A 17,161-nucleotide genomic window follows, 5' to 3' on the forward strand; every position below is an offset into this window, starting at 1 on the left:
TCATTGGCATCGCGACGAGGTCTCAGGTGGGTGCATGACGGCTCCCGCCGACTATGACGATATGAGCAAACCGCTCTTTTCGTTTCTGACCCTCGTATCGAGCCATGAAAAATACGAGGCGATGGTCAACAGCTTCCGCTCTGTCGGGTTTGAGGATCCGGCGTGCCGGTTTCATGCGATCGACAACACACATGGTAACATCGCCGACGGGTATTCCGCGCTGCATCTGCTGCGGGAAGAGCTTGACGGGCGTTACATCATCTTTGTGCATGACGATGTCGAGGCGACCGAAGATACGCTTGATCAGTTGGTCGAGCTTCTTCAGGAGCTGGAGCAGGCGGATCCGCGGTGGCAGATCGCAGGAAACGCGGGCTTCACATCGTTGGCGAACGGAAAATTCGCCTTCAAGGCGCATATCAACGATCCGCATGGGGAATACCGTCTGGAGTCGCAGACACAGGTGGAAAGCCTCGATGAAAACTTCCTGGTGCTTAAGAACGGCCTCAGACCGTCGGCCGATCTTTCGGGCTTCCATCTCTTCGCGACGGATATGTGCATCCTGGCGCGCATTTCCGGCGGCACCGCGTACGTCATCCCGTTCCTTGTGCAGCACAAGAGCGCAGGCGGGACGAGCGATGCGCTTTATGAGTGCCTCGAAGCTTTTGAGGAAAAATACACCGGACTTGGGCTCTCGGATACTCTGAGAGCACCGAGCACGATTATTTTTCTGGGTAAACACCGCAACATAAAGCGATTTTTCTTTGAACGCCGATCTAGATTCGAGCGGTTCATCGACCGTCGGAAAAAACAGATTCGCAGAAAACTCGCCTCATAATCGAAAAAACCGGAGACGAAACATGGCAAACGCAAAAGGCAAAATCACGCAGGTGATCGGCGCCGTGGTGGACGTGCAGTTTGACGACCACCTGCCGGAAATCCTCAACGCGCTGGAATGCGACAACAACGGCAAGCGGCTTGTGCTCGAAGTGGCGCAGCATCTGGGCGAAAGCACCGTGCGCACCATCGCCATGGACGCCACCGAGGGTCTGGTGCGCGGTCAGGAAGTGACCGACACCGATGGCCCGATCAGTGTGCCCGTGGGCGACGCCACACTGGGCCGCATCCTTAACGTGATCGGTGAGCCGGTGGACGAGGGCGCGCCGATCAAGGCGAAGGAATACCGCGCCATCCACCAGGAAGCGCCGGAATTCGAAGAGCAGTCGACCGAGTCCGAAGTCCTCGTGACCGGCATCAAGGTGGTGGACCTGCTGGCGCCTTACGCCAAGGGCGGCAAGATCGGCCTTTTCGGCGGTGCCGGCGTGGGCAAGACGGTTCTCATCATGGAGCTGATCAACAACATCGCCAAGGTGCACTCGGGCTATTCGGTGTTCGCCGGTGTGGGTGAGCGGACCCGTGAGGGTAACGACCTTTATCACGAGATGATCGAATCGAACGTGATCAACCCCGACAATCTGGAAGAGAGCCAAGTGGCGCTGGTCTATGGCCAGATGAACGAGCCGCCGGGAGCCCGTGCGCGGGTTGCCCTGACAGGCCTGACGCTGGCCGAGCAGTTCCGCGACCAGTCGGGTACCGACGTTCTGTTCTTCGTCGACAACATTTTCCGCTTTACGCAGGCGGGCTCCGAGGTGTCGGCGCTTCTGGGCCGGATCCCTTCGGCTGTGGGCTATCAGCCGACGCTGGCCACCGACATGGGCCAGATGCAGGAGCGCATCACGTCGACGAAGGCCGGCTCGATCACCTCGATCCAGGCCGTTTACGTGCCCGCGGACGACCTGACCGACCCCGCGCCGGCCACGACGTTTGCCCACCTTGATGCGACGACGGTTCTGTCGCGCTCCATCTCCGAGCTTGGCATCTATCCGGCGGTGGACCCGCTGGACAGTACCTCGCGCCTGATGGATCCGGGCATCGTGGGTGAAGAGCACTACAAGGTGGCGCGGGACGTGCAGGGCATCCTGCAGCGTTACAAGTCGCTTCAGGACATCATCGCGATCCTCGGCATGGACGAGCTTTCCGAAGAGGACAAGCTGACCGTGAGCCGCGCGCGGAAGATCCAGCGTTTCCTCAGCCAGCCCTTCGACGTGGCCAAGGTGTTCACCGGCTCTGACGGCATTCAGGTGCCGCTGGAAGACACGATCGCGTCCTTCAAGGCCGTGGTCGCGGGTGAGTACGATCACCTGCCCGAGGGCGCCTTCTACATGGTTGGCGGCATCGAGGACGTGAAGGCCAAGGCCGAGAAGATGGCGGCCGACGCCGCCTGATCCGGCGGATGGGCGCATAACGCCCATCCAACGCGAACGACGCAGGTGTAGGGTGAGCGTTGCACGCCCACCATGCGCCCCAAGAGGAGGCCCGAGATGGCTGAGACAATGCAATTCGATCTGGTAAGCCCCGAGCGCCTTCTGGCGTCGGTTGAGGCGCGCGAGGTCAAGATCCCCGGCGCCGAGGGCGATCTGACGGCGATGCCCGATCATTCGCCGCTGATCACCACTTTGCGCCCCGGGCTTGTCACTGTGACCAGCGCCGAGGGTGAAAGCGTCTATGCCGTGACGGGCGGCTTTGCCGAGATCAACCCGGATTCGATTTCGGTTCTGGCCGAGCGTGCGATCCCGCGCGACGAGTTGACCCAGGAGCAGTTCAAGGAACTGGTCGACGAGGCAACGGATAAATTGGCCAAGGCGCAAGAGACCTTCAAGAACGAGCCCGGCCCTGTGGACGAGGCGTCAAAGCTTCTCTCCGATATGGTCGCCATGGGCGACGAAATCGGCATGGCGACACCTTCGAAGGTCGGCGCGCCCTGAGCCTTCGGCCAGCCGTCGCCTGACTGTGGCGCACACCGTCTTTTATAGAGCAAAAGGGTCCGCCACGCCGGGCCCTTTCCCTTTTTGGTTCTCATTTTTGCCGGAAAGAACGTATAGCTTTGCCCCGGGCAGCAAGAAACGGTCATGAAATACTTCGTCAACCAGACAATTGGCATAGAACAGGGCGACGATGTCCTGTTCTCGGATTATGAAGACGGCGGCGACATGTGGACCGGTCAGGGATCGCGCGAGCGGCGCAAGGCGCTGAGCTTTTCGACCCCGTTCAAGGAAGCCCCTGCCGTTCATGTGAGCCTTTCGATGTGGGACATGGACAGCGCCACGAATGTTCGTGCCGATGTCGGGGCGGAGAATATCACCGCCAAGGGGTTCGACGTGGTGTTCCGCACCTGGGGCGACACGCGCGTGGCGCGCACCCGAATTCGCTGGATGGCGATCGGCGCGGTGCCCCACGAGGACGACTGGCAGCTTTACTGACCGTCGCGCCGGTGGTGACCTGCGGGGAGCCTTCGGCGGGATTTTTTCGGCCAAGACGAACGCGGATAGCGCATATCGGACCCGGCGCCGCGCAGCGAGATGTCGGGGGCTGTCCGAGGCGGCGGGTGTTGAGCGCAACGCTCAATCGTTTGGGCCGGAGGGGCCTCAGCGGACCCTCGATTTTCGCGGCAGACCTTCGGTGCTTCAGGTGCCGAACTGACCTTCGTAGATCGGCTCCAGCGTCGGGGTTTCAAAAAGAGATGAGACCGAGGTGCCGTTCCAGATATTGAGGATCGCCTGCGCGAAAACCGGTGCGGTGGGAATGATGCGGATATTGGGCGTGGCCTTGACCGGCTCGGATGGCTGGATGGTGTCGGTGATCACCATGGATTTGAGCACCGAGGCGGTAATGCGCTCGACCGCCGGCCCGGAAAGCACGCCATGCGTGACATAGGCATGCACCTCGCGGGCGCCGTTATCGAGAAGGATTTGTGCCGCCTTACACATCGTGCCGGCCGTGTCGCACATGTCGTCGACGATGATGCAGATCTTGTCGGTCACGTCGCCGATCACCGTCATTTCCGCCACCTCGCCCGCGCGTTCGCGGCGTTTGTCCACGATCGAGAGCGGCGCGGTGATCCGCTTGGCAAGTTCACGCGCGCGCGCCACGCCGCCCACGTCCGGCGACACGATCATCACATCGTCCATGTGATCGCGGAACTGCGTCTGGATATCGAGCGCGAAGACCGGTGAGGCGTAGAGGTTGTCGACCGGAATATCGAAGAAGCCCTGGATCTGGGCGGCGTGCAGATCCATCGTCAGGACCCGCTCGATGCCGGCCTCGACGATCATGTTGGCCACCAGCTTGGCCGAGATCGGAGTGCGGGCCTTGGTGCGGCGATCCTGTCGGGCATAGCCGAAATAGGGGATCACGGCGGTGATGCGCTTGGCCGAGGACCGGCGCAGCGCGTCGGACATGATCAGAAGTTCCATCAGGTTGTCATTGGCCGGGTTCGAGGTGGGCTGGATGATGAACATGTCCTCCCCGCGCACGTTCTCGAAGACCTCGACGAAGATTTCTCCGTCGTTGAAGCGCTCGACCCGCGTGTCCACCAGGCCGATATTGACGCCGCGATGCATCGACATGCGTCGCGTGATCGCCTTGGCCAGCGGCAAGTTGGCATTGCCCGAGATGAGTTTCGGCTCTGGTGTGCTTGGCATGGATGGGGTCCCCGGGTGGTCTCACATGACAGATTCGTGACGTTGACACCGCTTAGCATGGGTGCCACCTGTGGCAAAGCTATGCCTTTGAAAGGGAACGCGCGCGATGGCCCATATCGACTATTATTTTTCGACACTGTCGCCTTTTGCCTATCTGGCGGGCGGTCGCCTTGAGGAGATCGCGGCGCGTCATGGGGCGAGCGTGACCTACAAGCCGCTCGACATCATGGCGCTTTTCCCGCGCACCGGCGGGACGCCTCCCAAGGATCGGCACCCGTCGCGCATGGCGTATCGTGCGCAGGATCTGCCGCGGCAGGCCAAGCGGGCCGGCAAGCCGCTGAACCTGCAGCCCGCGCATTGGCCGACCAATGCCGCGCCGTCCTCTTACGCGATCATCGCGGCGCAGGCGGCGGGCGGTGGCGATATGAGCAAGCTGGTGCAGGCGGTGTTGCGGGCCTGCTGGGCCGAGGAACGCGATATCGCCGAGGACGAGGTCATCCGCGATTGCCTGCAAGAGGCGGGGTTCGACCCGGATATTGCCAATCGCGGTTTGCTGAGCGGGGCAGAGGCCTATGCCGCCAATCTCGAAGACGCGGTGGCGGCCGGCGTCTTCGGTTCTCCCTTCTTCGTGGTGGACACCGGCCAGAGCTTTTTCGGCCAGGACCGGCTGGAGGATCTGGACCTGCATCTCGCCGGCAAATTGTGAGGCGCGCATGCCCAAGGGGCTGAAGGCGGGCTTCGAGACCAACTGGACCACGTTCGGGCAAGGGCCGCGCGCGGCGCTGATGATCCATTGCAGCCTGGCGCATTCCGGAAGCTGGGGCGCCATGGCCCGCCACCTGTCGGGCGCGCTTGACATGACGGCCTTTGACCTGCCCGGGCACGGGCGCAGCGCCCCCTGGGACGACCGGGCCGAACTCCAGGGCGAGACGGTCAGGATCGCCGCGGAATTCCTGACCGGCCCCACCGATATCATCGGCCATTCCTTCGGCGCCACCGTGGCGCTGCGTCTGGCAATCGAGCGGCCAGAGCTCGTGCGGTCGCTGGTGCTGCTCGAACCGGTGTTCTTCGCCGCCGGTCTGGCCGCGCGGCCCGAGCTGCGCGCCGGGTTTGACGCAGCGATGGCGCCTTTTGTCGATGCCATGCGCGCAGGCGACCGGATGGCGGCGGCAGAAGCCTTTCTGGCGGTCTGGGGCGGGGGCGCGGATTGGTCCGCTATTTCCACGCCGGACCGAGAGACGCTGGCGGCGCAGATGCCAATCGTGCAGGCAGGGCAGCCTGCGCTTTACGAGGATGTCGGCGGGATGCTTGCCGAGGGGCGGCTTGAGGCGGTCGAGCGGCCCGTACTTCTGATCGAGGGCAGCCTGTCGCCGGAGATTATCCCGGCGATCACCGAGGGTCTGGCGGCGCGGCTGCCCCATGCGCGGCGCGCGGTCATCGCAGGGGCGTCGCATATGCTGCCCGTGACCCACGGCAGGCAGGTCAGCGCCGAAGTGCTGCGCTTTCTGCGCGAGGTCTGAGCGTGTTCAGGCGACGTTGCGCGCGGTCTCGATAAAGCGGTCGATCTCGGCCTCGGGAATGGACCAGTCGCAGACCAGCCGCATCAGGAGTGGCTCGTCGGGGTCCTTGCCCTCAAGTTCACCCTCCCAGATATAGTAATAGGCCCCGGCGTCGAAGAGGCGCTTATGCGTGGCGCGCGGCAGGGTGGCGAAGATCATATTGGCCTGTGGGTCGGCGGCGAGGGTAAAGCCCGGCAGATCGCGAAGCCCGGCCACCAGCCGCGCCGCTTTGGCATTGGCGCGGCGCGCGGCGTCAAGCCACAGACCGTCCTTCACATAGGCCTCGATCTGTGCGGCGAGATAGCGGTGCTTGGAAAAAAGATGCCCCGCGCGCTTGCGGCGCAGTTCCAGTTCCCACGCGTCGGACGGGTCGAAGAAGATCACCGCCTCGACGCCGAGGCAGCCGTTCTTGGTTGCACCGAAGCTCAGCGCGTCGACGCCCAGCTCGTGGGTCATCTGCGCCGGCGAGCAGTCAAGCGCGGCCACCGCGTTGGCAAAGCGCGCGCCATCGAGATGCACCTTCAATCCGTGCGCCTTGGCCACGTCGCAGAGCGCGCCCAGTTCATCCAGCGTGTAGACCTGACCCCGCTCGGTGACCGAGGTCAGCGCGACCGGTCCGCGTTGGGATCCGTGCACGACCCCTTGCGGCAGGCCCGACAGCGCGGCGTCGAGTTCAAGCACGGTCATCTTGTCGCCCGCCTGTCCCACCGGGTTAAGACGGGCGCCGCCGGTGAAAAACTCCGGCGCGTGGCATTCGTCCTCGCGGATATGCGCCAGCGGCGTGCAGGTGATGGCCTGCCACGGCTGGCTCATAGTGGCGAGTGCGAGGCAGTTGGCCGCCGTTCCGGTGGCGACCAAATGTACCGAAGCCTCTGGGGCCTCGAAAAGCGCGCGCAGGGCGGCGGAGGCGCGCTCTGTCCAAGGGTCGTTGCCGTAAGGTTTTGCATGGCCCTGGTTGGCGGCGGTCAGCGCCTCCATCACCTCGGGCAGGGCAGGGCCGATATTGTCAGAGGCAAGATACATCAGGTTGGCTCCTCTATCACATGGTCTTCCCAGTCGTCCTCAGACATGTCGGCCTCGGACAGGGTGCGGTACTGCATCGACACGCCGGCGTCGTGCACCGATTGCGCCGTGCCTGAAATCAGCGGGTGCCAGTCATAGAGCGGCTGACCGTTCCAGAGCAGTTTGTAGGCACAGGTTTCGGGCAGCCAGTAGAGGTTTTTCTCGATATTCTTCACCGTCAGCGTGATGCATTCCGGCACATATCGGTGGCGCGTCTCGTACTGCGCGCAGCGGCAGGTCGTATCGTCGAACAGCCGGCAGGCCACGCGGGTCAGGGCAACCTCGCCGCTGTCCTCGTCTTCCAGCTTGTTCAGGCAGCATTTGCCGCAGCCGTCGCACAGCGCTTCCCACTCTTTCCGGGTCATGCGTGAGAGCGGCTTGGTCTCCCAGAAACGCGGTGCCAGACCGGTGCGGTCGATGGGATCGTCGGTCATAGCGCGGCGAGGATCTCGCGCGCGCGGGCGCAATCGGCGTCCATTTGCGCGATGAAGGCGTCAAGGCTGTCGAAGGTTTCCTCGGGGCGCAGGTAGTCGATCAGCGCGACGGACAGTTCGGTGCCGTAAAGGTCGCCCGAGAAATCGAAAAGGAAGGTTTCGATATTGGGCACCTCGCCGCCGAACATGGGCCGCACGCCTAGCGACGCCGCGCCGTGGTAGTGGCCCGCATGCGGGCCGTCCAATACGTCGACCAGCACCGCGTAGACACCGAATTTCGGCGGATGCAGCCCGGCGATGGACATGTTTGCCGTGGGATATCCCAGCTCGCGCCCGCGCTGCTCGCCGCCCATGACCGGCCCTTCGATGCGGTGCCAGTGGCCCAGCATCGCCGCCGCTTCGCGCGGCCGGCCTTCGGCCAGCGCGGTGCGAATCGCGGTCGACGAGACCTGCCCGGACTGGCCTTCCAGAAGCTCGGCCACGGTCACGCCAAAGCCCATCTCGCCGCCGAACCGGGCCATGTCGGTGGCATTGCCCGCGCGCCCCTTGCCGAAACAGAAATCCGCGCCGATCACGACATGCCGAAGGCCCAGCCCGCCGGCGATGACGTTGCGGGCGAATTCCTCGGGCGTGAGGCTGGCCAGTGCCGTGTTGAACTTCAGCTCATAAAGCTTCTCCACCCCCAGCTTTTCCAGCCGGTGTGCCCGCGCCTCGGACCCCATCAGCCGAAAGGGCGGCGCGTCGGGCGCGAAAAACTCTCTCGGATGCGGCTCAAAGGTCAGGACGCCAAGCGGGGCGTCAATCCGTGCGCCCGCAGCCCGCGCAAGGTCGATGACCGAGCGATGCCCGACATGCACGCCGTCGAAATTGCCGATGGCGACAGACGCGCCCCGGTCAGCGGCATCGAGATAGGAGTAATCGCGGATGATGCGCATGGGCAAGTGCGTAGCCGCAGGCCGAAGCGGGCGCAAGCGGGGATGTGCCATGCCGATCGCGACGATTTCGGCAGAAGGGGGCGAATCGTGTATAGTCAACTTCCGATGGAGTTGCATGTGAAAGGAGGACGCACATGATCAGCGCAATTCATACCGCACAATACGCCCGCGCGCTGCTGAACGCGCATGGCGGCAAGGCCGAAGCCGAGGCCGCGGCCCGGGCGCGCCGCTGTAAGGAGGCGGGGCGCACTGCCGAAGCGCGCGACTGGACCAAGATCCGCGCCGCGATCCGCGCCAAGCGCGGCCCGCTCCAAAGCTAGCCGAGCCTTAAGACGGCGCCGGCGCGGGTTTTGCCTTTGCGCCGGATCGCCCCATGTGAACGGTCATCCGCCGGGCCCCTGTGCCTTGGTACAACGATATGAAGGAGGCCTCACATGGCAGACAAACCCGTCCTATACGGATTTGACGGCTCGACCTATGTGCGCACGGTGCGCATGGTCCTGAAGGACAACGGAATCGACTACGATCAGGTGCCGGTTAACGTGCTGGAGGGCGAAACGCGCCAGCCCGACCATTTGGCGCGACACCCGTTCGGCAAGGTGCCGGTGCTTGATATCGACGACATCCGTCTGCGCGAGACGGCGGCGATCTGCCAGTATCTGCACGAGACCGGCAAAGGCGATGGCCTTGTGCCCGAAGACGCCAAGCGGCGCGCGAAGATGAATGAGGCGATCCAGCTTATCGTCAGCTATGGCTACGACGCGCTGGTTGGCGTGGCGGGCTATCACCTTTTCCCGCATCTCGTCGGCGGCCAGAACGAAGACGCACGCAGGACCGCGCTTGAAAACGGCGACACGCTGATCGAGCTTCTGATGGAAAATGCAGATCCCTGGATCTGTGGCACGGACTGCAGTCTGGCGGACTACTTCCTGGGGCCGATCATCTTTTACGTGTCGCTGACGACCGATGCCGACAAGGTGCTCAGCAATGCCAAGCTGCAGGCATGGTGGGACGCGATGCAGAAGGTCGAAAGCTTCAAGGCGACCGAGCCGGATCTGGACTGAGGCCGGACGGCGTGGCGGGTTTGCCCGCCGCGCCTTGCCTGTTCGAGGTCAGTCGAACTTGCCCGTCGGCGCCAGTACCGTGGCCTCGCCCACCAGGACCTTCTTGCCGTCCACCATGCAGCGCGTCGAAAGCTGCACCCGGCGCTTGGCATAGTCGATCCCGATCACCTCGACCTCGGTCAGAACCTGGTCACCAGGCCGCACCGGCGCGAGGAACTTGAGCGTCTGGCCCATATAGACCGTGCCATGCCCGGGCAGCTGCTCGCCGATCACCGCAGAGATCAGGCCGGCGGTCAGCATGCCATGCGCGATGCGGCCCTCGAAGATCGTGTCGCGGGCGTAATCGTCGTCCATATGCACCGGATTATAATCGGTCGAAACCTGCGCAAACATCTCGATATCCTCGTCGGTCACCACCTTCAGAAGAGAGCGCACCATGCCCATTTCCATTTCCTCGATGGTGATGGTTCCGCGCGGCATGTTGTCCAACATTCGACCCTCCAATTCTGGCATCCGGGAGACCGTTAAGTAATAATTATACCCAATCTACGGTCCATATTGGAACTTAATTACTTTGCAATCGCAGAAAAGCAAGCCTTTTCTGCTCAGCGCAGCCGCCCGATAGCAAAGCCGGGCGCGACATTTTCCCTTTCCAGAAAGGACTTTAGCGCGGTTTCGTCCGGGTTCTGCGACGTTTTGGTCTCCGCCGCGGCCAGCCCGCCGGTGACAAAGAGAGAATCGATATCCTCGCCCATTGCGCCGGCGATGTCGGTCTGCGCCCCGTCGCCGATGGCCAGGATCCGCGAAGGGTCGATATCGCAGCCCAGTTCGGCCAGGCGCCGGCGCGCCAGGTCGTAGATCGGGGGATACGGCTTGCCGAAATAAAGGCTTTCGCCGCCCATCTCTGTATAGAGCCGCGCCAGTGCGCCGGCACACCATTCGCGTACCTCGCCGCGATCCACGACGATATCGGGATTGGCGCAAAGCAATTTCAGCCCGCGCTGCTTGGCGTAAAGGAATTCGGCGCGGTTGACCGCCGGATCGGCCAGCGGCTCGAACGGGCCGCAGCAGACGATGCCGTCGGCTTCTTTCAGCTCGACCAGCAGGATATCCTCGGGATCCTCGATAAGCTCCATGGGCTCGAAAAAGCCCTGGTCGCGTTCCCATTCGCCCATGAACCAGACCTTCCGCCCGACCGCGCCGCGAAACATCGCCGCCCGCGCGCTGTCACCCGAGCTGGCGATCGTGTCCCAGGCATCCTTTGGCACGCCCATCTGGGTAATTTGGGTCTCCACCCCGGCGCGCGGCTTGGGCGAATTGGTCAAAAGCACGACCGTGCCGCCCTGCGCGCGATAGGCCTGAAGGGCCGCCACCGCGTCCGGAAACGCCGTCATGCCGTCGTGCAGGCAGCCCCAGAGATCGACGTAAAGCGCGTCATAGGCAGAGGCGATCTCGGAGAGCGCGGAAACGATACGGGTCATGTCGGGCCTTTCTGGGCAATGCGGGTCTCAGACAGGTATCGCAAAGCCGCCCGCCGAAAACCACCCGCAGCTTCATCTGGAGAAAAATACCTCGGGGTTCGTTGAAATCCCCCGGGATTTCAACGTAAGGGGCAGCGCCCCTTTTCTGACCAAACCTGTGCGGCGCAACCCGCGCCTTTGGATCCCGCCGGTCACGTTTTTTCCGACGCCTGGTCAGGCCTTCACTTGCATCTGGATCGCAGGCGGGGCTTTACTGACCCCATGCAAATCTACCTGCCCATCGCCGAGGTTTCGGTCAACGCCTTCCTGCTTCTGGGGCTGGGCGGGCTTGTGGGCATTCTTTCGGGCATGTTCGGCGTCGGCGGCGGTTTCCTGATGACGCCGCTGCTTTTCTTTATCGGCATTCCGCCCGCCGTCGCGGTGGCGACCGAGGCCAACCAGATCGTCGCCTCGTCGTTTTCCGGTGTGCTGGCGCATCTCAGGCGAAAGACCGTCGATCTCAGGATGGGCACCGTGCTTCTGGTGGGCGGCCTCATCGGGGCTGCGGTGGGCGTGGTGATATTCAACTACCTCAAGAGCCTCGGGCAGGTCGATCTGCTGGTGCGGCTGTGCTATGTCGTGTTCCTCGGCGTGATCGGCGGCATGATGTTCTTCGAAAGCCTGCGCGCCATCCGCAACACCCGTTCCGGCAAACCGCCCAAGCGCAAGAAGCACAACTGGATCCACGGTCTGCCGCTGAAGATGCGCTTTCGCACCTCGGGACTTTATATCTCTGTCATTCCACCCGTGCTCGTGGGGATCGCCGTGGGGATCCTGGCCGCGATCATGGGTGTGGGCGGCGGGTTCATCATGGTGCCGGCGATGATCTACCTGCTTGGCATGCCGACCAAGGTCGTCGTGGGCACCTCGCTTTTCCAGATTATTTTCGTAACGGCGTTCACCACGCTTCTGCATGCCACGACAAACTTTACGGTGGATATCGCCCTTGCGGTGCTCTTGCTGGTGGGCGGCGTGATCGGCGCGCAGATCGGCACCACGATCGGCACGCGGATGAAAGCCGAACAGCTGCGTATCCTGCTGGCGATCATGGTGCTCGCGGTCTGCGCCAAGCTGGCGCTCGACCTGCTGCTCACCCCGTCCGAGATCTATTCCATCGGCGATGCGGGGGGGCATTGATGCGCCGCGCCATCGCCTGTCTCATGCTTGTTCTCTGCGCTATGCCGGCGCGGGCCGAGGAGGTGGTGCTGGGCCTGTCGAAGGATCAGGTGGCGATCACCGCCACCTTCGACGGGTCGGAGATCCTTGTCTTCGGCGCGGTCAAGCGCGAGGCGCCGATCCCCGCCGAACCGCTTGATGCGATCGTCGCGATAGCCGGGCCCGACAAGCCGCTGATCGTGCGCCGAAAGGAACGCCGTTTCGGCATCTGGGTCAATATCGATGCGGTCGAGATCGACTATGCCCCGAGTTTCTATGCGGTCGCGACCACCGGACCTTTCCAGCGGGTCCTGTCCAATGTCGAGGATCTGCGCCACAAGGTGTCGATCCCGCAGGCGATCCGGTCGGTCGGGGCCCCGTCGAGCATCCGCGACGCGCAGGCCTTTACCGACGCGGTGATCCGGATCCGCAAGAAGAACGGCGCCTACAAGGTCGAGGAAGGCGCGGTCGCCCTGGACCAGGAAACGCTTTTTCGCACGTCCATCTCGATGCCCGCCAACCTGACCGAGGGCGATTACGAAACGCGGATCTTCCTGACGCGTGGCGGGCGTGTGGTCACGGTTTACGAGACCACGATCGACGTGCGTAAGGTCGGTCTGGAACGCTGGCTTTTCAACATGTCGCGCGAAGAGCCGCTTATGTACGGCCTGATGTCGCTGGCAATCGCAATCGCGGCGGGCTGGGGGGCCTCGGCGGCGTTCCGCATGCTGCGGCAGAACTGAGCCGTCACACGATCAGGGTCAGCACGACCGCCCCGGCCAGCAGTACCGCCCATCCCCGCCAGAGCGCGTCCACCGCCGCCTCGATCTCGACCGGGCCGATCTCGCGCCGCCCGCCGGGATTGACGAAGGGATACTCCCGCATCTCGCCGTCATAGGCGCGCGGACCCGACAGCGCCACGTCAAGCCCCCGCGCCATCGCCGCCTCGGGCCAGCCCGCGTTGGGCGAACGGTGCTGTCCGGCCTCGGTCGCGATGGCGGCGCGCTGCGCGGTGACACCCAGCACCATGGCCAGGATCATGGCGGTCAGTCGGGCGGGCAGCAGGTTCAGGAAATCGTCGCTGCGCGCCGCGGCCCAGCCGAAGGCCTCATAGCGCGGGGTGCGATACCCGATCATGCTGTCGGCGGTGTTGACCATCTTGTAGATCAGCAGCCCCGGAAGCCCGGCCAGAACGTACCAGAACACGGGTGCGACCACCCCGTCGCTGAAATTTTCGGCGGCGGATTCGATGGCCGCGCGCGCAACCGCGCTGCGGTCCATGCGCGCCGTGTCGCGCCCGACGATCATCGCCACCGCGCGCCGCCCGTCGCCCAGCGACACGCGCAGACCGTCGGCCACCGCCTGCACATGCGCGACAAGCGAGCGTTGCGCGAGGAGCACGGCGATCACGAGGATCTCGACCAATGGGCCAAACATCTGCAGCAGCGCCCCCAGCGAACCCGCGGCAAGGCCCAGCCCGAGGATCAGGACGACGCCTCTAAGCCGGCGCACCGGGCCGGTGTTGAACCGCGCCTCGCCCCAGGCGATCGTGCGTCCCATCAGAACCGCCGGATGCGGCACGCGGTCCCACAGCCATTTGGGCTCTCCCAGGGCGGCATCCAGCGCCATGGCGATGGCCAAAACGCTCATAGCGCGGCCTCCAGCCGGGCCCAGTCATCGGGGGCGGGCAGGCCGAGGCGTACCCAGTTTTTCGAGTAGGGGAAGATCCGGCTCCAGATATGGTGGCGCGCCAGTCGATCCTGAAATTCGGACGCGTTCGGCGTATGATAAAGCCGGAATAGGGATGTCCCGCCAAGCGGATCGGCCCCGGCAACTGCGAGCAGATCGTCAAGTCGCGCCGCGTCCCGCGCCAGGCGCTCGCGTGTTTGGCGCGCCCAGTCGGTATCCGTCAGGGCGGCGTGGCCGATCTCAAGGGCGGGCCCCGACACGGCCCAGGGACCCAGCAGGGCCTCCAGCCGTTCGATCATAGCGGGCGCGCCAATGGCAAAGCCCAGCCGCAGGCCCGCCAGCCCCCAGAACTTGCCAAAGCTTTTGAGGACGACCGTGCCCGCGTGAGCGGCCCCGAGCAGCGAGCGATCCGGGTCCACATCGGCAAAACTCTCGTCGAGGATACACAGGGGCGCGTCCAGATCGTCTTTGGACCACCATGTGCCGGTCGGATTGTTGGGGTGCACCAGAACCCGCGCGTCCGGTCTTGGGACGCCGGCCGCGTCGTGATCGATCTCGACTGTCCAGTCCTGAGCGGCAAAGGCCGCCGCGTGCTCGTTATAGGTGGGAGCGGGAATATGCACCCGGCCCGGTCCGGCAAGCGCGGGCAGACGCGCGATCAGGCTCGACGCGCCGGGTGCGGGCAGAATCGCAAAAGTGTCCGGCACTCGCCAGAATGTCCGCGCCGCCGCGACAAGCGCGTCCTGCGCCGCGCGGTCGGGCAGGGCGGTCCACGCGTCACGCGTCAGGTCGGGCAGGGGATAGGGCAGCGGGTTGATCCCGGTCGACAGGTCGATCCAGGCCTCCCGCGCGCCGCCGTAAAGCGCTGCGGCCGCGTCGATCCCGCCGCCATGGTCGCGCGGGGCCTGCATGACGCTCAGGCCTCTTCGCCAGGCAGCGGCGGGTGGCGGGTGACGAAATGCCCCTTCACCCCTTGCGGCCATGTCCGGTAGGGCACCTGCCCGCTATCGCTTTCGGCATGCAGCGCGGCGTAGTCGACGATGGCCTGCGCGGCCGCGTCATCCGGGGTGAACCGTCCCAGTGTATAGGCGAGCTTGCCCGGGGCCTGAACCGCAACGTTGCAGCCATGCGTGCAGCCCATCAGGCACGAGACCCGCCGCGTGTTCACGCCCGCCGCCGCCGCGCGCGCCTCTATGCGTTCGGCCAGAACCTCGCCATCGGGTCGGTCATGCGTCTCGGCGCTCCAGCTTTCGTGCTTGCAGGTGTCGCAGATTGTGATCCAGCTTGTCATTGTCGTCGCCTTGGCCCGGTGTCGCGCCCGTTGAAACGGAAACAGGCTCCGAAAACAATCCTTTTAACGTTATGTCGCGGAAAGCTGGCGAAAGGGGCGCGCTTCGGCTACCCTCTGCGTCTTGTAGGCGGTGGGTGACGACGAAGGTTTCGGGAAACATGGCGCGGGTTCTGATCGTGGAAAGCAACGAGTCGCTCGGCCAGCTCTGGCTTGGGCACCTGACCCGTCGCGGGATCGACGCAAGTCACGTCACGTCCCAGGAAGATGCGGAAACGGCACTGCGCGCCAGCGGGTTCGACGTGATCATCCTCAACCTCATCCTGCGCGGCAGCAGCGCCTTCGTGATTGCCGATCTCGCGCATCAGCTTCACCCGGAGGCGCGGGTGATCTTCGTGACCAACACCTCGTTTTTCTCGGACGGATCGGTCTTTGCGCTGTGCCCCAACGCCTGCGCGCATCTGCAGGCCGACACCCCGCCCGAGGATCTTGTGGCCATGGTCGAGCATTTCGGGCGGTCCGGCTGATCAGGCCGCGCGGGTGATCACCTCGGCGCTTTTTTCCAATGTGCGGTGCACCGGGCATTTGTCGGCGATTTCCATCAGGCGCGCGTGCTGTGCCTCGGTCAGGTCGCCGGTCATCCGGATCACCCGGGTAAAACGGTCGGCCTTCTGATCGCCGGGCGCGCCGGCGTCCTGCGCATGGACCTTGTCATGGCTCACGTCCACGCGCACATGCGCCAGTGGCCAGCCCTTGCGCCGGGCATACATGCGAATGGTCATCGACGTACAGGCTCCCAGCCCCGCCGACAGGAACCCGTAGGGCGTCAGGCCCCGGCCGGTGCCACCATAGGCCGCGGGTTCATCGGCGAGAAGGTGATGCCGCGCGCCGGCGTTCACATCCTGAAGAAACCCGTCCGGATCCGCCTCGGACACGCGCACGATACCCTCGGGCACGCCCGGCGGCGGCGCCGGTCGGCGCAGGTCGAGATAACGCGGCGCCCAGGCAGCGATGACCCCGGCCACGTATTCGGCGTCGGCGGCATCGGAGATCAGGTGATCCGCGCCATCCAGCGTGACGAAACTCTTGGGATGCTTCGCGGCGGCGAAGATACGGCTGGCATTCTCGATCCCGACGGTTTCGTCGCGGGGCGCGTGCAGGACTAGAAGCGCGCGCTTCAGCCCGCTTATGGCCTCGCCGAGACGTTCCGAGCGTACGTTCTCGACAAGCGCTTTGCCGACGCGGATGGGCCGCCCGCCAAGAATGACTTCGGCGGTGCCCTCTGCCTCGATTGTGTCCAGCGCGCCCTCGAAATTGTGCGTCACATGGCCTGGATCATAGGGCGCGGCGATGGTCACCACCGCTTTGACGCTGTCGATCTGGCCTGCGGCCCCCAGAACGGCAGCCCCGCCCAGACTGTGCCCGACAAGCAGGGACGGCGGCATGCCCTGCGCCTTCAGCGCGCGGGCGGCCAGCACCAGATCCTCGATATTGCTGCGAAAGGACGTGTTCTCGAACTCGCCCCCGGAATGCCCCAGCCCGGTGAAATCAAAGCGCAGCACCGCGATACCCGCACCCGCCAGCCGCGCGGCAATTCGCCGGGCGGCGGGGATGTCCTTGGAGCAGGTAAAGCAATGCGCGAAGAGCGCCGTGGCCAGATGCGGCCCATCGGGCAGGTCGAGCCTCGCGGCAAGTTCGTGCCCGGCATGCCCCCTGAAGGTGAAACGTTCGGTCGGCATGGGGTGGCTCCTTGAGGTTCGGAATGTGCAAAGGGTAGGAAGCCTTTCGCCCGCGCACTAGGGATTTCACGCCGCCGTCACGGCAAGGTGACAAGCGTGACAGGCCCCCGCACCGTCATTTTGCGCGTGTCGCGTGTTGCGGCAAGTGATCCGCAACCTTGTCGAAAGTCGGATGCTG

At 64.4% G+C, this 17,161-nt stretch carries 21 protein-coding genes; 11 read left to right on the forward strand and 10 right to left on the reverse strand.

Annotation, left to right across the window (positions count from 1 at the left end):
• Window positions 1-34 precede the first annotated feature (34 nt).
• The 4 genes from EZV60_RS08715 (at window position 35) to EZV60_RS08730 (ending at window position 3,317) form a co-directional block, all read left to right on the forward strand.
• Window positions 35-835 (forward strand): hypothetical protein, encoded by an 801-nt coding sequence (locus EZV60_RS08715; protein ID WP_135504432.1) that lies wholly within the window; start codon window positions 35-37, stop codon window positions 833-835.
• A 22-nt stretch (window positions 836-857) separates the two neighbouring features.
• The gene (gene atpD / locus EZV60_RS08720) at window positions 858-2,282 is read left to right on the forward strand and encodes a F0F1 ATP synthase subunit beta (RefSeq protein ID WP_135504434.1); all 1,425 of its coding nucleotides are present in this window, start codon (window positions 858-860) and stop codon (window positions 2,280-2,282) included.
• Window positions 2,283-2,378: 96 nt separating this feature from the next.
• Window positions 2,379-2,822, forward strand: coding sequence for a F0F1 ATP synthase subunit epsilon (locus EZV60_RS08725; protein ID WP_135504437.1), 444 nt, complete (start codon window positions 2,379-2,381; stop codon window positions 2,820-2,822).
• Between the two features lie 144 nt (window positions 2,823-2,966).
• Entirely contained in the window at window positions 2,967-3,317 is a 351-nt protein-coding gene (locus EZV60_RS08730) for an H-type lectin domain-containing protein (RefSeq protein WP_135504439.1), read from the forward strand.
• A gap of 204 nt (window positions 3,318-3,521) precedes the next feature.
• On the opposite strand, the gene EZV60_RS08735 is transcribed toward EZV60_RS08730, so the two are convergent.
• Window positions 3,522-4,538: a ribose-phosphate pyrophosphokinase gene (locus EZV60_RS08735; protein WP_135504441.1), complete on the reverse strand. Its 1,017-nt coding sequence runs from the start codon at window positions 4,536-4,538 to the stop codon at window positions 3,522-3,524.
• Between the two features lie 106 nt (window positions 4,539-4,644).
• Here EZV60_RS08735 and EZV60_RS08740 point away from each other — a divergent pair, with 106 nt between their 5' ends.
• Together EZV60_RS08740 and EZV60_RS08745 are read left to right on the forward strand one after the other, a co-directional pair.
• Entirely contained in the window at window positions 4,645-5,244 is a 600-nt protein-coding gene (locus EZV60_RS08740) for a 2-hydroxychromene-2-carboxylate isomerase (protein WP_135504444.1), read from the forward strand.
• 7 nt (window positions 5,245-5,251) lie between these two features.
• Window positions 5,252-6,058 (forward strand): alpha/beta fold hydrolase, encoded by an 807-nt coding sequence (locus tag EZV60_RS08745; protein WP_135504446.1) that lies wholly within the window; start codon window positions 5,252-5,254, stop codon window positions 6,056-6,058.
• A gap of 6 nt (window positions 6,059-6,064) precedes the next feature.
• On the opposite strand, the gene EZV60_RS08750 is transcribed toward EZV60_RS08745, so the two are convergent.
• The 3 genes from EZV60_RS08750 to EZV60_RS08760 are packed head-to-tail and all read right to left on the reverse strand — an operon-like array spanning window position 6,065 to window position 8,528.
• Window positions 6,065-7,120, reverse strand: coding sequence for a threonine aldolase family protein (locus tag EZV60_RS08750; RefSeq protein ID WP_135504448.1), 1,056 nt, complete (start codon window positions 7,118-7,120; stop codon window positions 6,065-6,067).
• The gene (locus tag EZV60_RS08755) at window positions 7,120-7,593 is read right to left on the reverse strand and encodes a YcgN family cysteine cluster protein (protein WP_135504450.1); all 474 of its coding nucleotides are present in this window, start codon (window positions 7,591-7,593) and stop codon (window positions 7,120-7,122) included. Before EZV60_RS08755 ends, EZV60_RS08750 begins: the two co-directional genes overlap by 1 nt.
• A complete protein-coding gene (locus tag EZV60_RS08760) occupies window positions 7,590-8,528 on the reverse strand; it encodes a bifunctional riboflavin kinase/FAD synthetase (protein WP_135504452.1) in 939 nt (312 codons plus the stop codon). The genes EZV60_RS08755 and EZV60_RS08760 overlap by 4 nt, the downstream gene beginning before the upstream one ends.
• Before the next feature lie 134 nt (window positions 8,529-8,662).
• On the opposite strand from EZV60_RS08760, the gene EZV60_RS08765 reads away from it, so the two are divergent.
• Together EZV60_RS08765 and EZV60_RS08770 are read left to right on the forward strand one after the other, a co-directional pair.
• Window positions 8,663-8,848: a hypothetical protein gene (locus tag EZV60_RS08765; protein ID WP_425353560.1), complete on the forward strand. Its 186-nt coding sequence runs from the start codon at window positions 8,663-8,665 to the stop codon at window positions 8,846-8,848.
• Window positions 8,849-8,962: 114 nt separating this feature from the next.
• Window positions 8,963-9,592: a glutathione S-transferase family protein gene (locus tag EZV60_RS08770; RefSeq protein ID WP_135504454.1), complete on the forward strand. Its 630-nt coding sequence runs from the start codon at window positions 8,963-8,965 to the stop codon at window positions 9,590-9,592.
• Window positions 9,593-9,640: 48 nt separating this feature from the next.
• On the opposite strand, the gene EZV60_RS08775 is transcribed toward EZV60_RS08770, so the two are convergent.
• Window positions 9,641-10,084 carry a MaoC family dehydratase gene (locus tag EZV60_RS08775; RefSeq protein WP_135504456.1) on the reverse strand — a complete coding sequence of 148 codons (444 nt, stop codon included), beginning with the start codon at window positions 10,082-10,084 and terminating at the stop codon, window positions 9,641-9,643.
• 113 nt (window positions 10,085-10,197) lie between these two features.
• The gene (locus tag EZV60_RS08780; RefSeq protein ID WP_135504458.1) at window positions 10,198-11,073 is read right to left on the reverse strand and encodes a TIGR01459 family HAD-type hydrolase; all 876 of its coding nucleotides are present in this window, start codon (window positions 11,071-11,073) and stop codon (window positions 10,198-10,200) included.
• 261 nt (window positions 11,074-11,334) lie between these two features.
• On the opposite strand from EZV60_RS08780, the gene EZV60_RS08785 reads away from it, so the two are divergent.
• Both EZV60_RS08785 and EZV60_RS08790 read left to right on the forward strand, forming a co-directional pair.
• Window positions 11,335-12,249, forward strand: coding sequence for a sulfite exporter TauE/SafE family protein (locus EZV60_RS08785; RefSeq protein ID WP_135504460.1), 915 nt, complete (start codon window positions 11,335-11,337; stop codon window positions 12,247-12,249).
• Window positions 12,249-13,010: a TIGR02186 family protein gene (locus tag EZV60_RS08790; RefSeq protein WP_135504462.1), complete on the forward strand. Its 762-nt coding sequence runs from the start codon at window positions 12,249-12,251 to the stop codon at window positions 13,008-13,010. The genes EZV60_RS08785 and EZV60_RS08790 overlap by 1 nt, the downstream gene beginning before the upstream one ends.
• Window positions 13,011-13,014: 4 nt before the next feature.
• Here EZV60_RS08790 and cbiB read toward each other — a convergent pair whose 3' ends face one another.
• The 3 genes from cbiB to EZV60_RS08805 are packed head-to-tail and all read right to left on the reverse strand — an operon-like array spanning window position 13,015 to window position 15,247.
• Window positions 13,015-13,917: an adenosylcobinamide-phosphate synthase CbiB gene (gene cbiB / locus EZV60_RS08795; protein WP_135504464.1), complete on the reverse strand. Its 903-nt coding sequence runs from the start codon at window positions 13,915-13,917 to the stop codon at window positions 13,015-13,017.
• The gene (cobD, locus tag EZV60_RS08800) at window positions 13,914-14,867 is read right to left on the reverse strand and encodes a threonine-phosphate decarboxylase CobD (RefSeq protein WP_135504466.1); all 954 of its coding nucleotides are present in this window, start codon (window positions 14,865-14,867) and stop codon (window positions 13,914-13,916) included. Before cobD ends, cbiB begins: the two co-directional genes overlap by 4 nt.
• Window positions 14,868-14,872: 5 nt before the next feature.
• Entirely contained in the window at window positions 14,873-15,247 is a 375-nt protein-coding gene (locus tag EZV60_RS08805) for a DUF1636 family protein (protein WP_135504468.1), read from the reverse strand.
• A 158-nt stretch (window positions 15,248-15,405) separates the two neighbouring features.
• On the opposite strand from EZV60_RS08805, the gene EZV60_RS08810 reads away from it, so the two are divergent.
• Window positions 15,406-15,771, forward strand: a complete 366-nt coding sequence (locus tag EZV60_RS08810) for a DNA-binding transcriptional response regulator (RefSeq protein WP_135504470.1) — start codon at window positions 15,406-15,408, stop codon at window positions 15,769-15,771.
• On the opposite strand, the gene EZV60_RS08815 is transcribed toward EZV60_RS08810, so the two are convergent.
• On the reverse strand, window positions 15,772-16,983 hold the full coding sequence (locus EZV60_RS08815; RefSeq protein ID WP_135504472.1) for a bifunctional alpha/beta hydrolase/OsmC family protein: 1,212 nt from the start codon (window positions 16,981-16,983) through the stop codon (window positions 15,772-15,774).
• Window positions 16,984-17,161: the final 178 nt, after the last annotated feature.

Source organism: Roseovarius aestuariivivens (genome assembly GCF_004761875.1).
Lineage (GTDB): Bacteria > Pseudomonadota > Alphaproteobacteria > Rhodobacterales > Rhodobacteraceae > Roseovarius > Roseovarius aestuariivivens.